This is a genomic window from Rhodococcus sp. WS1, assembly GCF_003797745.1.
Taxonomy (GTDB): Bacteria; Actinomycetota; Actinomycetes; order Mycobacteriales; family Mycobacteriaceae; genus Rhodococcus_F; species Rhodococcus_F erythropolis.
Map to the genome: position 1 here is coordinate 2,442,247 of NZ_RKLZ01000001.1, position 15,093 is coordinate 2,457,339.

At 62.1% G+C, this 15,093-nt stretch carries 12 protein-coding genes; 7 read left to right on the top strand and 5 right to left on the bottom strand.

Annotated features, from left to right (window positions below):
• Position 1 precedes the first annotated feature (1 nt).
• Positions 2–3,283 (bottom strand): exodeoxyribonuclease V subunit gamma, encoded by a 3,282-nt coding sequence (recC, locus tag EEB12_RS11225; protein WP_060938424.1) that lies wholly within the window; start codon positions 3,281–3,283, stop codon positions 2–4.
• 97 nt (positions 3,284–3,380) lie between these two features.
• Between recC and EEB12_RS11230 the strand changes: the two genes are divergently transcribed.
• The 4 genes from EEB12_RS11230 (at position 3,381) to EEB12_RS11245 (ending at position 6,996) form a co-directional block, all read left to right on the top strand.
• Positions 3,381–4,214 carry an ABC transporter ATP-binding protein gene (locus EEB12_RS11230; protein WP_141487774.1) on the top strand — a complete coding sequence of 278 codons (834 nt, stop codon included), beginning with the start codon at positions 3,381–3,383 and terminating at the stop codon, positions 4,212–4,214.
• On the top strand, positions 4,211–5,041 hold the full coding sequence (locus EEB12_RS11235) for an ABC transporter permease (protein ID WP_003945560.1): 831 nt from the start codon (positions 4,211–4,213) through the stop codon (positions 5,039–5,041). The genes EEB12_RS11230 and EEB12_RS11235 overlap by 4 nt, the downstream gene beginning before the upstream one ends.
• Positions 5,038–5,835: an ABC transporter permease gene (locus EEB12_RS11240; RefSeq protein ID WP_042950824.1), complete on the top strand. Its 798-nt coding sequence runs from the start codon at positions 5,038–5,040 to the stop codon at positions 5,833–5,835. The genes EEB12_RS11235 and EEB12_RS11240 overlap by 4 nt, the downstream gene beginning before the upstream one ends.
• A 78-nt stretch (positions 5,836–5,913) precedes the next feature.
• On the top strand, positions 5,914–6,996 hold the full coding sequence (locus tag EEB12_RS11245; protein ID WP_020968444.1) for an ABC transporter substrate-binding protein: 1,083 nt from the start codon (positions 5,914–5,916) through the stop codon (positions 6,994–6,996).
• Positions 6,997–7,085: 89 nt separating this feature from the next.
• Here the strand turns inward: EEB12_RS11245 and EEB12_RS11250 are convergent, their stop codons facing one another.
• Both EEB12_RS11250 and EEB12_RS11255 read right to left on the bottom strand, forming a co-directional pair.
• Positions 7,086–8,099 carry a hemolysin family protein gene (locus EEB12_RS11250; protein ID WP_020968443.1) on the bottom strand — a complete coding sequence of 338 codons (1,014 nt, stop codon included), beginning with the start codon at positions 8,097–8,099 and terminating at the stop codon, positions 7,086–7,088.
• Positions 8,096–9,481 (bottom strand): hemolysin family protein, encoded by a 1,386-nt coding sequence (locus EEB12_RS11255; RefSeq protein WP_113682128.1) that lies wholly within the window; start codon positions 9,479–9,481, stop codon positions 8,096–8,098. The genes EEB12_RS11250 and EEB12_RS11255 overlap by 4 nt, the downstream gene beginning before the upstream one ends.
• A gap of 466 nt (positions 9,482–9,947) precedes the next feature.
• On the opposite strand from EEB12_RS11255, the gene EEB12_RS11260 reads away from it, so the two are divergent.
• A complete protein-coding gene (locus EEB12_RS11260; RefSeq protein WP_020968441.1) occupies positions 9,948–11,282 on the top strand; it encodes a lipase family protein in 1,335 nt (444 codons plus the stop codon).
• A 38-nt stretch (positions 11,283–11,320) separates the two neighbouring features.
• Positions 11,321–12,544 carry a PucR family transcriptional regulator gene (locus EEB12_RS11265; protein ID WP_141487775.1) on the top strand — a complete coding sequence of 408 codons (1,224 nt, stop codon included), beginning with the start codon at positions 11,321–11,323 and terminating at the stop codon, positions 12,542–12,544.
• A gap of 313 nt (positions 12,545–12,857) precedes the next feature.
• Here EEB12_RS11265 and EEB12_RS11270 read toward each other — a convergent pair whose 3' ends face one another.
• Positions 12,858–13,214, bottom strand: coding sequence for a hypothetical protein (locus tag EEB12_RS11270; protein ID WP_024487755.1), 357 nt, complete (start codon positions 13,212–13,214; stop codon positions 12,858–12,860).
• Between the two features lie 125 nt (positions 13,215–13,339).
• On the opposite strand from EEB12_RS11270, the gene EEB12_RS11275 reads away from it, so the two are divergent.
• Positions 13,340–13,774 (top strand): cupin, encoded by a 435-nt coding sequence (locus EEB12_RS11275; RefSeq protein ID WP_113682127.1) that lies wholly within the window; start codon positions 13,340–13,342, stop codon positions 13,772–13,774.
• Here the strand turns inward: EEB12_RS11275 and EEB12_RS11280 are convergent.
• Positions 13,763–14,968, bottom strand: coding sequence for a cytochrome P450 (locus EEB12_RS11280; RefSeq protein WP_047890335.1), 1,206 nt, complete (start codon positions 14,966–14,968; stop codon positions 13,763–13,765). The two genes, EEB12_RS11275 and EEB12_RS11280, sit on opposite strands and share 12 nt — an antisense overlap.
• Positions 14,969–15,093: the final 125 nt, after the last annotated feature.

The window sequence follows — 15,093 nt, forward strand, 5'->3', positions numbered from 1 at the left end:
GTTACTCCGCTCTTTCGTTGGTCAGCAACGGATCCCACAGTCGTCGGGCGAGAACTCCGAATCGAGTCGGTTCCTCGGCCCAGACGAATTCGTCGTCCGACGGCGGATCCGCAGCCAACTCCGCCAGTGTTCGAGCTTCTCCGAAAACGTAAGCGTTGCTCGGATCGATCATCTCGCCGTACTGCCCGGTCCACTGGGTGTCCGCACCGTTTGTCGCATCGTCGACCGACTCGCCACCAAAGCGTCGGCGCGCATATTCGGCTGAAGTAGCGGCCCACATCGGCAACGGACGCTGCAGCCCCCGCTCGCGTAGGTCCACCAGTTGCTGCAGGATCTCGACCGCATTGCCTGGCGCATCGAGCACCGACCGTGCCGCTGCTATCTTTCCCCGACCCCGTCCGATGGAGACTGCATCGAGCGCACCGGGTCGTCCGTGCGCTTTCAAGGCGAGCAGGTTTATCCAGGCCGTCATTCGATGTTTAGGCGCCAGTGAGGAATACGACGCTCGCACCACTGAATTGCCGTGCACACCGGTTACCGTTCCGGTGAGACGACGCCCGTCACCGAGGTCGATGTCGACGTCGACAGCCTCGGAGTCGCCCTCGAGGTGTGGCAATGCAAGACCGGCAAGTTGGTCTACCACCCACTCGACGTTGCCCAGAACCGAGGCGCCCAGGTTGTAGGGCGGCAAAGTACCGCGGCGCCACTCGGCTGCACGGAAATCCGCCGAGCTGCGTCCAGCCAAGCGCGAGAGAAGCATTCGGTCACCCAGAGCCCAGGTGGACAGTGGATCGAGCTCGGTTGCCAGCGAATCCGCGATGTCGTCGTCGAGTTCCGGTACCCGGACGCCGAGGCGTTGGCGCAGAAAACCACGGGCGGGGTGTACGAGGAAGTTCACCAGGTCGGCAAGGTTCACTTCCTTCGGATGCACCTCGAGTAGCTTGGCCGACAAGACTGTCGGCAATTCGATCGGTGTTCCGGCAGCAGCCCTGGCACCGGCCAGCGCTGCCGTGTCGAAGCTGAACGGCTGATCCGGCGAGAAGTTTCGATTGTCGAACGACTGCAACGGGTGTCGAGTCAGCACCCCGTTGATCGCTTCCGGGCCCACCGTCGCACTGAGTACGTCGAGGAGGCCACTGAGGGGGATCGCCGGCGGTCTGACGACACCGGTGACCGGATCGGCACCGGTATACAACAGAATCAGATGCTCACCCGCAGACATCACGGCATCGAGAAGCAGTTGCCGGTCTTCACTGCGCAGATCACGCTCCCCCACAACTGGATCACGGGACAAGATGTCGTCGCCGTCGACTCCACCGGTTCGAGGGAACACCTCGTCGTCGAGCCCGATCAGAACGACCACGCGATGCGGCACCGAACGCATCGGAACCATCGTGCACACCGTCAGTTCGCCGGTTCGGAAGTTGGCACGCGTAGGTCTGCCAGCGAGGCTGCGCGAGAGCATCGCGCGAACATCGGCCAGACGTAACACCGTCTCTCCGCCGAATTCGACAGCAGCTACAAGTTCGCGGTGGGCCCCCGCGCTCTGCCAGGAATCGGCGGGCGCAGTGTCGGTCAGTAGATCCAGGGCCCGCATCAGCACACGAAGCCATTCGGCCGGCGAATGTGGGCCGGCAAGATCGCGAAGCGAGACTGCCAGGCGATCGACGAACTCTGCGAAACGTCCACTCAGATCGATGTCTGTGCCGTCCACGTCATCGAGTGGCAGCGCGAGATCCAACCAGGCATTTTCCGATTCGTCCGCGCTGACCCCCAACAAGATTCGGTCCATGGCGGTGTTGAAGGTGTTCTGCGGAAATGCATCGAGACCGAACGTGGCACGCTGCCGACTACCGATTCCCCAGCGAGCACCCGCTTCCGTCGTCCATTCCCGCAGTCTTTCCAATTCGTCGTCGCCCCACGAAAAACGTGTGCGGACAGGCTCGGTCGCAACAAGGTCGAGAACCTCACTGGCTGTGGCCCGGCCGTCGGCCAATTCGAGGAGAGAGCCGAGAACGGCCAGGACAGGATTGGTCTGACGTAATCCGCGGTCTGCCAGCTTTACTCGAAGAAGATGCCCCGGGTGTCCATGGACACCTTGCCCGAATGCAGCACGAACCAAGGGTGCGTACGTTTCGACGTCCGGGCACATCACGAGTACGTCGCGTGGCTGCAATGTCGGGTCGTCCTCGAACAATCGGAGCAGACATTCGCGGAGCACCTCGACCTGCCGTGCCGGCCCGTGGCAAGCGTGGACCTGAACTGTCCCGTCCGGTTCCGCTGCAACGCTGGGAGCACGATCTGCGATGACATCGGCCTTGACCGTCGCCAGGAGGGATTTCGGGCCGGCTGGTTCGGGAAGATGCACCGACTCGAACTCGGCGGCACCGAGGCTGATCTGAAGTTCACGAACGTCGCGAGCAAGACTCGACAGCAACGGATTGGCGGATATCAGCGCTGACCCGTCTTCCGAACGTCGGATCGTGCTCTCACTTCGAGGCTGCATGCGCGAGCTCATCTTGGTCCACAGCGCGGGGCTGGGATGCGGGAGCCAGATGTGCACGTCCCGATTCGCACTGAGTGCGCTCAAGATCATTCGCTGATCGACCGGCAGCCGGGTCGGCCCGAAGACCGACAGACGTTCCGGTAGGTCGACCAAGGCCGGGTCCTCGACCAGCGCGCGGCTCACTTGCCCCAGTCGCTCTGCGGGCCCCGGAACGTCGATCTTGTCCGCGACGATGCACCACAGACGTGCCTGCCATTCGAAATCCTCCGACAGCGCCAATCCGTGTCCGTCGGTCAACCGCCCGGCGGCCCAGTCGATCAGCATCTGTGGGCGTTGCGCGGCATAACTGCGGAAGAGTTCGGTGACATGTGTGGCGGAGGCAAACCGTCGACCTTCACGATGGCCTTCGAGATGCTTCGCCAGGACTCCGCACCAGGGCTCGCCGAGGGACTCGTCGATCACGTCGAGAACCGTCCACACCAATCGCGTCGGCGACCATGGGTCGTCGTCAGCCGTGATTCCACTGACCGCAGCCACGGATTCCGCGACCAGGCGCGCGGGTGAAGGAAACGCGATGTTCGCAGAAATTCCGTCCACTGCTGACGGTCCGGACGTACCTAGCTGGGAGGACAGCCGCTGATTGAGCCAACGCTCGACGCCCTTGGCCGGCACCGCAACAGTTTCCTGGGCGAATGGATCCGACAGCGGTGTACGGAGGAGCGTGGCCAACGCCGAGACCAAGGTGTCCGAACGCTCGGCCCGGTACAACTTCAGCAATCTTCGCTCCCCTCACTCCGTCCAGACGTCCATCTCACCACGGCGCTGTGACAGGAGACGCCGAACCAGCCTCACGCAGCGGTGACGCGCAGGCAACATGACCGCAATCGGACGTTCGTACTGTGCGGGAATGACCAGTCCCGTCACCACACCTCGCCCCGCTGGAACCGGTCTCGACATCTCCGGCCTCGGCAAGACCTTCGAGATGGGTCGTCGGTCGGTGACCGCGCTGACCGACGTGTCCCTTCAAACCAGCGAAGGATCCTTTCTGTCTCTGCTCGGGCCGTCCGGATGCGGGAAGTCCACCGTTCTCCGCATCCTTGCGGGCCTCGATACTCCGACGTCGGGAACAGCACTTGTCAACGGACAGTCGCCCGCCGAGTTACGCAAGCGCCGCGAACTCGGAATCGCCTTCCAGGATTCGGCTTTGCTGCCGTGGCGGACGGTGACCTCCAACATCAAACTGCCGCTTCAGGTTGCCGGCATCGATCCCGACCCCGACCAGATCGCCGACCTGATCGCTCTCGTCGGCCTCGAAGGATTCGAGAAGGCCAAGCCCGCTCAATTGTCCGGCGGTATGCGTCAGCGTGTGTCGATCGCACGATCGCTCGTGGTCAAGCCGAGTGTCCTCCTACTCGACGAACCCTTCGGCGCGCTGGACGACATGACCCGACAACGACTTAATATCGAATTGCTCAGGATCTGGACCGAGAAACCGGCGACCACGTTGATGGTGACTCACGGAATCGCCGAAGCCGTGTTCCTCTCCGACGTCGTTGCCGTCATGACGCCGAGGCCCGGACGCGTCCTCGAAGTCGTGCCGATCGACCTGCCGCGCCCGCGTACTCCCGAGATGATGCGTACACCCGAGTTCCACGAGATCCACGACTACCTCTCCGGACTGCTCTTCGGAAAAGCAGGCGTCGCATGACAATTACCGATATCGAGAACGTCGCGACCGCGGCGGCGCAGCCATCTGTACCGCGCCGGATCCGATTGAAGCGTCCAACGTGGTTCGGCGGTGCAGTCGGCATCTGCGGACTGATCGCTCTCTGGTGGATTCTGGCGGCGGCCGGTGTTGCGGGAGGTACGATTCCGACGCCGTGGGTGGTTGTTTCGACGATGTTCGACGACGGTTGGTCGCTGTACGGACCCAATTTCACCGTCACGGCTTCCGGTGCGCTGCAGGGCTTTCTCTGGGGAAATCTGCTGGCGATCACGCTTGCCGTGCTTGTCGTCCTCATTCCGCCCATCGAGGGATTGGCCACACAATTGGCGATCCTGAGCTACTGCACACCGCTGTTGGCGCTTGGCCCAATCATCCTGGTCGTCTTCGGCGGCCGGACCCCCACGATCTTTCTCGCCGCGATGTACTGCTTCTTCACCACGATGGTCGGCACACTCGCTGGCCTGAGATCGGCCGACAAGACGAGTCTCGATCTCGTTGCCGCCTACGGTGGTGGGCGTTGGCAGAAGTTCACCAAAGTTCAACTGGTGAGCGCACTTCCGAGTACCTTTGCCGCCCTCAAGATTGCTGCACCCTCGGCTGTACTCGGTGCCATCCTCGGAGAGTATCTCGGCGGGGTGGACAGCGGGATCGGCGTCGCACTCACGGCCGCTCAGACGTCGTACAACGTCCCGCGAACGTGGGGAATGGCCATCGCCGCCGCCTTGCTCGCCGGCCTGGGATACGCCGTCGTCGCAGCGATCGCCCGGCTCGTCACCCCGTGGACGAGCGCTCCGGGAGCACAGAAATGACCGCGGTACGAGGAACATTGAGATTCCTCGCTCCGATTGCCATCGCCTCGGCACTGCTGCTTGTCATCTGGGTGGTCTTCCTCAACACCTTCCCCCAGGTCGGCCCGCGTGTGGGAAAGACGCCGGCCGACGTCTGGGAGTACCTGTTCTCCGGTCCTAAGTCCGCCGACGCTCGTTCGGGCATCATCGACAACCTGTTCATCACTCTGCGCGACGCCGGTGTCGGCTTTGCCGTCGGAATGACTGCCGCGCTCGTGGTGGCATCGATCTTCGTCGTTTCCCGCACTGTCGAACAGACTTTCATGCCCGTTGCAATGCTTCTACGATCTGTTCCTCTCGTTGCGATGACCCCGATCATCGTCCTGATATTCGGCCGCGGAATCGTGGGTGTGACGGTCATGGTTGCGATAGTGGTGTTCTTTCCTGCCCTGGTCATGATCATGGTCGGTCTGCGCGCCGCTCCAGCTCAGGCACAAGACCTCATCGCTGCGTACGGCGGGAGTCGTTGGACCGCATTGCGAATGGTGTCCGTACCGTCCGCACTTCCGGCGGTGTTCGCCGCCGCTAGGGTGTCAGTGCCCGGCGCTTTGATCGGAGCACTGATCGGCGAATGGCTCGGTAGCGGTCAAGGCTTGGGTTCGAGCATGATCAAAGCCATTCCGCGCTACCAGTACAACGAATTGTGGGCATCTATCGTGGTGATCACCGTGGTGTCGATCGTCCTCTACGCCGTGGTCGGGATCTTCGAAAGCATCGCTCTGTCTCGTTTCGGTCCTTCGGCGGGCAAGTCGTGACATCTGTTAACACGACCTCAACAAACTCTCTCTCCCAAGCAAACTGAACGAAACCGACTGGCCCTAGTGTTCCGATTCATGACGCCATTCAAGCCCGTCCGCCAGCTGGACCGCAGGGCCTTCTTCCGCTACTCCGCGCTGACCGGCATCGCAGTCGCCGGTAGTGCGTCATTGCTCGCGTGTAGCAGTGACTCCAGCAGTTCGAGTGGCGGAACCACGGACGACGGTTCCGAATTCGGAACAGTTGCAGTGCAGTTGTCCTGGATCAAGAACATCGAGTTCGCCGGTGAGTACTTCGCTCTCGACAAGGGGTACTACAAGGATGCCGGGTTCGGGAATGTAGACCTGGTGGCAGGTGGCGCAGCCGGTACCGGCGTCGAAGCCGGCTTGGACACCGGCAAGGTGTGGATCGGAATGTCCGCACCGCAGCTCACAGCACCCGCCGTACTCGACGGACTGGAGGCAAAGATCGTCGGGGCGACGTTCCAGAAGAATCCGTTTGCGATTGTCAGTTCCGCTGCGGCACCGATCAACTCACCGCAGGACATGATCGGCAAGAAGATCGGCGTCCAGGATTCCAATCAGCTCGTCTTCGGAGCTCTCCTGGCAGCCAACGGCCTGACCGAAAGCCAGATGACGATCGTGCCCGCGCAGTTCGATCCGAGCCCCCTGGCAAACGGCGAGGTGGACGGCTGGGTCTCCTACGTGACCAACGAGCCGATCACACTGGCCGCCAAAGGTTTCCCCAACGCCCACTTCCTCTTCGCGGACTACAACCTGCCGTTGGTCGCCGAATCGTTCACGGTTCTCCAGTCCACCATCGACAACGAGAGGGACAAGCTCAAGGCATTCCTGAAGGCCGAGATCCAGGGTTGGAAGGACGCGGTCGCTGATCCGGCAGAGTCGGCGCGGCTTGCCGTCGAGGTCTACGGCAAGGACCAGAACCTGGAACTCGAAGAGCAGATCAAGGAAGCCACCGCACAGAACGATCTTGTGGTGTCGGCAGATACCAAAGCCAACGGGTTGTTCACGATGACACCCCAACTGATCGAACAGAACATCGCGGCACTGTCGAAAGCGGGGCTGGAGATTACGGCGGACCAACTGTTCGACATGTCGATCCTCGAAGAGGTGTACGCCGAGAATCCGGAGTTGATCTGAACACCGGTCGTTGGGCACGACGATCTGGTCGTTCCTTTCGAGCATCGCTTCGAGCAACCTGAGATCTGATCGTCGTGCCCAAGCCCGGGTCAGATTGCTGGTTCGGACCGCGGGAACAATCGCGAGAGAACATCGGAGAGAGTGATGATGCCGACCGTTGTTCGTTCGTCTGTGACTACGGCGAGGTGATTTCGGCTCTCCCTCATCGAGGCGAGTGCGAGGTGGACGGGGGTATCGGGCGCAAGGGTGAACGCCGGTCGCATGATGTCCTCGGCGCGGGTGTGGTCGGGTTGGAGCAGGGTGTCGCGAACGTGCACGATCCCGAGAGGAACACCGTTGTCGCGAACGAGGATTCGTAGGTGCCCTGATTGTTTCGATACCGATCGAACGTGGTTCATGGTCGCGGATGTGGTGACGGAGGTCGGAGCTTTGTTGCTCGGAAGCAGATCGCGGACGGTCAGGGTCTGCATGTCGAGGGCGCCGGAGAGTTGCGCGGAGTATCCGGCGTCGAGGGCTCCGACGTTGGTGGAGTGCTCGACCAGGTGCCGCAAGGCGTCGGGGTCCTGGCCGCTGCCGACGTGATCGACCGGTTGCACACCGACTTTGACCAGAAGCCAGTTGGCCATCGAGTTCAGCGATTGCAGTAGAGGCCGGGTGATCCACATGAATCCGCGCATCGGGATGGCGAGCAGTGTGGCGGATTTCTCGGGGTGGGCGATCGCCCAGGATTTCGGTGCCATTTCACCGACGACCAGATGCAGGAAAGTCACGATGATCAGCGCGAGAACGAAACCGGCGACGTCGGCGATCCACAGCGGCATACCCCAATTCGAGAAGGCAGGGGTGAGCCAGTGGTGGACGGCGGGTTTGGTGATCGCGCCGAGTGCGAGGGTGCAGACGGTGATGCCGAGTTGGGAGCCGGCGAGGAGCACGGTCAGCTCGGAGGCGCTGCGCAGAGCGGCTCGGGCGGAGCGGCTGTTGGGGGCGGCGTCTTCGAGGCGGTGCCGTTTGGCGGAAATGAGGGCGAATTCGACGGCGACGAAGAAGGCGCTCAATGCGATGAGGCCGACGGTGATCGCAATGACGATCCAGGGATTGCTCATCGGTTCTCCTCCGCGGCTTCAGTCCCGGCCATCTCGGTGGGGTCGAGGCGTAGTCGTAGTGATGCCGGGACGTGCCGCTCGACGGACAGGACATCGATGACCAGTGAATGTCGGGGTTGTTCGCCGTCGGAAATCAGGTCGGCGGGATCAGGTGGCAATTCGACGCGGATTCGGGTCCCTTCGGCCGGAAGTTCGCCATGATGAGCGATGGTGAAGCCGGCGATCGTCTCGTAGTCACCGCTCGGGAGGTCGTGTCCGATGGTGCGTTCGATCTCGTCGAGGTGCACGCCACCGTCGACGGTCCACGATCCGTCCTCGCTGGGTAGTTCGAGTGGCAGATCGGGGTCGTGTTCGTCGGTGATTTCGCCGACGAGTTCTTCGGCGATGTCCTCGAGGGTGATAATTCCGGCGAATCCACCGTATTCGTCGATGACGCAAGCGAGTTGGTTCTTGCTGTCGGTGAGTTCGGCCAGGGCCTTCGGCAGGGGAAGTGTGGTCGGGAAGATCAGGGCGGAGCGGGTGAGTGCGCGCACGGTCAGATCAGTGGTCGGTGTCAGGCCGAGAACATCCTGGAGGTGGATGACGCCGACGATGTCCTCGGAATCTGCTCCCACGACGGGATATCTGGAGTGCCCTCGCCCCATGAGAGTGATGACGTGGTCGAGGGAGTCGTCAGCGCGGACGGTGTCGACATGGGTGCGCGGGATCATCGCGTGCTCCACCGGACGAGTGGGGAAATCGAGAATACGATCGAGCATCGTCGACAACTCGGGCGGCAGAGTCCCAGTTTCGCGGGATTCGGCGACGATGTGCTCGAGGTCGCGGGCGGAGGCGGAGTGTTCGACGTCGTGCACCGGCTCGATCTTCAGGGCACGAAGTAGCAGGTTCGACGCTTGGTCGAAGATCCAGATCAGCCAGCCGAACAGTTTCAGATAGAGGGTGGTCGAGCGAGCTAGCCACCGGGCCACCGGTTCGGGACGGGCGATGGCCAGGTTCTTCGGAAAGAGCTCACCGAAGAGCATCTGGACCAGAGTGGAGAACAGCAAAGCCAGCACGGCACCGATCGCGAGCCCGACGGCGGTGGGAATGCCGATGCCACCGAAGATCGTTCCCAGCGATTCACCGATGAGAGGTTCGGCGACGTAACCGACGAGCAGACCGGTGACGGTGATGCCCAGCTGGGCGCCGGAAAGCATGAACGAGGTGCGTCGCGTCACCGCCAGAGCCCGCTGCGCCCCCAAATCGCCGGCCTGGGCGAGTGAATTGAGCCGGGATCGGTCCACGGCCATGTAGGCGAACTCTTGGGCAACGAAGTAGCCGGTCACTGCGGTGATCAGCAGAACGACCAGCACACCGAGCAGCAGTGTCAGGGCGATCATCATGAGCCGGACACCTCGCCATCACATGCGTTCACGTAGTGGGGTGTGTCCGGCCTGGGTCTGTGGCTGTCCATGGGTCTCTCTGTCGATGCGAAAGAAGCCTTGTTCTTTACTCTACGTTTACCCTGCCGGGAAAGTTCCCACCGGCATACGTTTTCACCGAAAGTATTCGCTGCGAAGAGGGAAACGATGTGGCTACGAATAGAACATCGGTTCCCAGCATTTCCCCCCAGGGGACCGTAGATTGCCCTACTCGATACCGGGGCCTACGCGCATCGCGTCCTTCCTGGAGCGTCCCGCCAGCAATTCCTGTCCAGTCAGATGAAGCGCAGCCGATTCGATTGTGCACATGCACTAATAATTGCAATCACCGCTGGGATCGTGCCGAAGATTTCACACCGCGTCATGCGGTGTTCTTGTTCCAGACGCCTGGAGGCTTTCACCTCATGGCGATGACGCTGGAGGCTAAATGAGTAAGACGTGGTTGCGACACTCGACTGTGGCAATGATATCCGCGGTAGCTGTGCTGGTCGGTGCGAATACTGCGGCGGGTGATCCCACCGATATCGTATTTCCTCCGGACCAGAACCAGCTCCCACAACTGCCGTCCGAACCGCAACTCTACGATCAGCTGCCGATTCCGACCCCCTCGGAAGACCCCTGGTACAACGATCCGGAGGACCTCGCGTCCTATGCACCTGGTCAGATTGTGCGCACTCGGGAGGTGCAGACCCGGTTGGTCGGTATTCCGGTTCCCGTCTACACCAAGCAACTACTCTTCCGATCCAACGATGTCCACGACAATCCGATCGTGACAGCCACGACGGTCATCGTGCCAGGCATTCCGTGGCAGGGAAGTACCCGGCCGGTGGTCTCGTTCCAGGAGGCCATCGACTCCACCGATTCGTCCTGCAATCCGTCGCACACCTTGCAGGTCGGCACGATGAAGGAGTCCCCGCTCGTGGCCGGTTGGCTGGCGCAGGGCTTCGCCATCAACGTCCCCGACTTCGACGGCAAGTTCAACACGTTCAACACCTATGCCGAGGGCAAGATGGTGCTGGACAGCCTGCGCGCGGTGAAGAACGATGAGGGGCTGGGCCTGGCCGATCCCGGCATCGCGTTGTACGGATACTCCGGTGGCGGCTCGGGATCGATGCGCGCTGCCGAACTGCGTGCGACCTACGCGCCCGACGTACGGCTGCTGGGCACGGCCGCGGGCGCCACCCCAGGCAGCCTCACCGGCATCGCACGATATGCAGTGCAGCCGCACCCCGGACTCGCGGGAGCCGGAAATTTCACCATGTGGCTCGGGTTCGTAGCCTTGGCACGGGAATACCCGGACGTGTTCCGGCCTGAGGAATTGCTCACCGAGGAAGGCCAGCAATTGCTGCGCGATTTCCAATCTCGCTGTGTCATCACCATCGCGCCCTCAGGGGCTTACCGCCCACTCAGCGCATATTTCAAGCCAGGTAAATCGTTGGACACCGAACCTGCGGTCATGCAAGTGCTCGAAGAAAACAGTCTCGGCAAGCACATCCCGGACAGCCCGATCCTGTGGTGGCACGGCATCTGGGACGAGATCGTGCCACCCTCGACAGTGCTGCCGACAGTGAACAAGTACTGGGACAGCGGTGCCGACATGCGGTTCATCACCGTACCGTTGCCCGAGCACGGACTCAATGCCGTCACCGGTTGGGCTCCGGCGGTAGCGTGGACCAGCGCCGTACTGCGCGGCTTGTCCCCAGGTCCGAAGTTCAATCTCGGGTCCCCCGCCCCTCTGCCCGCAGGCTTCCCAGGAGCTTGAGCGAATTGGTCGTGGGTACCAGTGACTGAGGAGGCAATATGGCGCATTACCCCGAACCCGGGCCCGCGCACGACGAGCAATGGCAGCACGTGATCGCCCGGGCGCACGCCCGGGCGGCCGGCTTGGCCACCACTCTAAAGACCGACGACCTGCTGCCGCACTCCATGCTGGACGCAGACTTCGTGCCCAGCGTGCAGCTCAACATCGCATTGTTCTTCCGGTCACTCGTCATGGAACACGAACTGACCAGGGAAGACACCCGCCCGATCGTCGAACGAGCGTTGCGACTGATCCGTGACGGCATGTCCCTCGAGGAGATTCTGACCAACTACCGGGTCGGCACCGCATTCCTATGGAGCGAGTCCATCCTGGCCCTCGAACCAGATGAGTACCCGCTATTGCCCAAACTCGGGCTGTGCCTGACCAACTACCTCAATCTGGTGGTCACACACATCGCCACCACCCTGATCGAGGACAGCCGGCAGCCACGCTGGGACATCCTGGAACGCCAAGGCGAGATCGCCGCCGACCTGCTCGCTGGACGCGAGGTCAGCGGATGGACGGGCGCACCCGAGATCCCCATCGCGGAATCGTTCATCGTTGCCGCGGTACGACTCGGTCAACCGGCGCCCGGCACCCTCACCGCCCTCCGCGACCGGCTCGGGCTGCTCCCGGGCACCTTCCTCTACCGCGACAACGGCGGTTGGATCGCGCTCGTCCCCCTGCGCCCGGGCGACGAACGCGATCCGGCGTCGGCGTTAGCCAGCCGAATCGTACTGTCCAACAGTGCCATTCAGTCTGAATTCTGGATTGGGGTCGCGACCGCACTTACGCGGGCGGACATCCCCGGGGCCTATGCCGAAGCACGGACCGTCGCCGAGACCGCCCGCGCCCTCGGCCGGGCTGAAACGGTCTGCACCCGAAATCGCATGATATTCGAGTATTCCGTGGCTGCGGGCGGACCCACGCTGACGGCTCTGGCAGCGTTACTCGATCCCCTTGCCGATCATCCTGCGCTGCTGGAGACGCTCGATGCGTTCATCGACAGCGAGTTCAACCACAACGTCTCCGCCCAGGCACTGTTCATCCATCGCAACACAGTTACCTACCGGCTCTCCCGCATCGCCGAACTCACCGGCTATGACCCGCTACTGCCCAGCGGCGTCTCCACTCTCATGGCCGCACGGGTCGGCCAGCGCATCGTTACTTACTCTGCTCACACCGCGAATCCTCACCGGCGCCGCTCCGATCCTGCGGTCTGAGTTTTCAGAAGCTATTGGAGCCGAAGCAACTACTTTGGCGGGCTTCGGAGACTCGCCCGAAGCCCACCAAAGTGGCGGCGCACGTCCCGCCAATCTTCGCTGCATCTCGACAGGCCATCGGTGCTGAAGTTCTTTGCCCCGGATACCACCGAAAGAAATGCCGATTCGAGCGGCCACTTGCCGAGAGGCGCAAGACGAGCACCGACGCTGTGAAGCCGCTGGACACCTTTTCGGTGCCGGCGGCTTTGTCCATGCCGTATCGCAATTGCAGGTAGGCGGGACGGGCGCCCACAGAGTTCCCGCTTTTGGCGAACTATTGGCCGAAGTTGAACCTGAGATTCGCATTTATCAAGGTGTTGAGCCGCTTTCGCATCCGCACGACCTCCGCCTCGGACGGTATCGGATCTTCGAGGAAAAGCGTCCAACGCAGCATCGTGCCGTTTCCGACCGCCTCGATGTCGAATCGGATGACGGCGTCGGGGCGGTCCGGCCAGATCGACGACCAGATCACCAGCCCCGGTTCTTCAGCCCTGACGATCTCCGGTGCGATCTCGCTCTCGAGAAGTTCCAGCCAGTGCCGGGCGGGCTGGCGGTACGGATCGATCAATGCCTCGAACATGAAGCGCGCAGGCGGCGGCTGGCTCCGGCGCCTCGTCGCGACTTGCTGCATGACACGAGCGTAACCGCCTCTCAAGGGCATACCTCTGCCTTCACCCTGCAAGATCCACGAAAACCGGGATAAATCGGACACTGTCGGAGGACACTCAGGAGCACATCCGTCTGGGAGGGCCGCTCATGCGTAAACGCCATCAGGTTCTGCTTGCAGTGTCCGCAGCGATCGGGCTGTCTCTGACGCCGATCAATGCGTCGGCAACACCGAGCACGGGAGTACACGGTGAAATCCTCGGGCAGGTGACTTTCGACGGCAAGGACTACATCCTGCGTCAGATCACCATCGACCCCGGCGGTTCCACCGGTTGGCACTTCCACGACGGGACGCTCTACGCACTGATCGCGCAGGGCACGTTGAGCCACTACCGATCCGATTGCTCCGTCGACGGGATCTACAGCGCCGGAAATACTTTGATCGAACCGAGCGGTTCAGATCATGTGCACATCGGAAACAACTCGCAGACAACACCATTGGTACTCGAGGTCGTCTACGTCAATCCGGCGGGCAGCGCCCTCTCCGAAGATGCTGCGCCTCCCAACTGCCAACTACCCGGCTGACGGCGCCGAAGCGGTAAACCGCACCGGCATCGATTCGAGACCGGACACGAAGTTGGCGGCACGCCGCTGCAACGGCGCGTCGGTGGCAAGTGCCATTCCCGGCAGCCTGGCGAAGAGTTGCTCGAACATGATCCGTCCCTCGAGCCTGGCCAGCTGATTACCCAGACAGAAATGCGTTCCGAAGCCGAAGGCCACGTGTGGATTCGGTGTGCGGCCGATATCGAACCGTTCGGCGTTCAGGAACACGGACTCGTCGAAATTTGCCGATTCGAAGAGCAGCAGCATCTTCTCACCCGCCTTCAGTTGCGCACCGAAGAAATCGGTATCACGGGTCAGAGTTCGAGCCATGTTCTTGATCGGCGAGGACCACCGCAACATCTCCTCCATTGCCAAGGGAATGGCATCGGGATCGTCGGCCAGCGCTCGATGCTGGTCCGGATGGCGCAGCAGCTGCTCCATGCCGCCGCTCAGGACGTGCCGTGTGGTCTCGTCACCGCCGATGAGTATCAGTAGGGACTCGTTGACGATTTCCTGATCGGAGAGGGCCTCGCCGTCGACCGCACTGTGAATCAATGTGCTCACCAAATCGTCGGCCGGCTCGCTCCTCCGCTCGGCAATGGTTCGCATCATGTACGCGGTGAAGTCGACATACGCAGCCATCATGGCCTGCAGTTGCTCCTGGGAAGCGTTGCTTCCCAATGCCTTCACCAGATCATCCGACCACCGCAGAAACAACGCGCGTTCCTCGGGACGGACACCCAACATGTCGCCGATGACGGCCATGGGAAGTGGTGCGGCCAGGTCTGCGACGAAGTCGGCTTCTCCTTTCTCACAGACGGCGTCGATCAGTTGATCGCAGATCTCCCGGATACGGCCGGCCTTGGCTTCGACCTTCTTACGTGTGAAACCCGCGTTGACCAAGCGTCGACGCGTGAGGTGCTGCGGGTCGTCCATGTCGATCATCTGCGGCAACGGACCCGTTTCGGGGCGGATGCCGCCGGCGTTGGAGAACAGTTCGGGATCCCGCTCGGCTGCGACGACGGCGTCGTAGCTCGCGGCCGCGGTGATTCCGTTGGCGTCGTCTCGGTACACGGGCTCGTGATCACGCATCCAGGCGTATGCGTCGCGCACATTCCCGAGGTCTCCGCTGTAGAAGCGTCCGTCGATCAAATCGAAGGTCGGTCTGGTAGCCATCACTCCACCTCTCGCACAACCCTTGCCACAATAAGTAGAACCTGTTCCTATATAGCGTGGGGCGTTTTCACCGAAGCCGAACCGGAAAACCTCCAGAATCAGCACGCGAGCCCGCCGGAGCAACG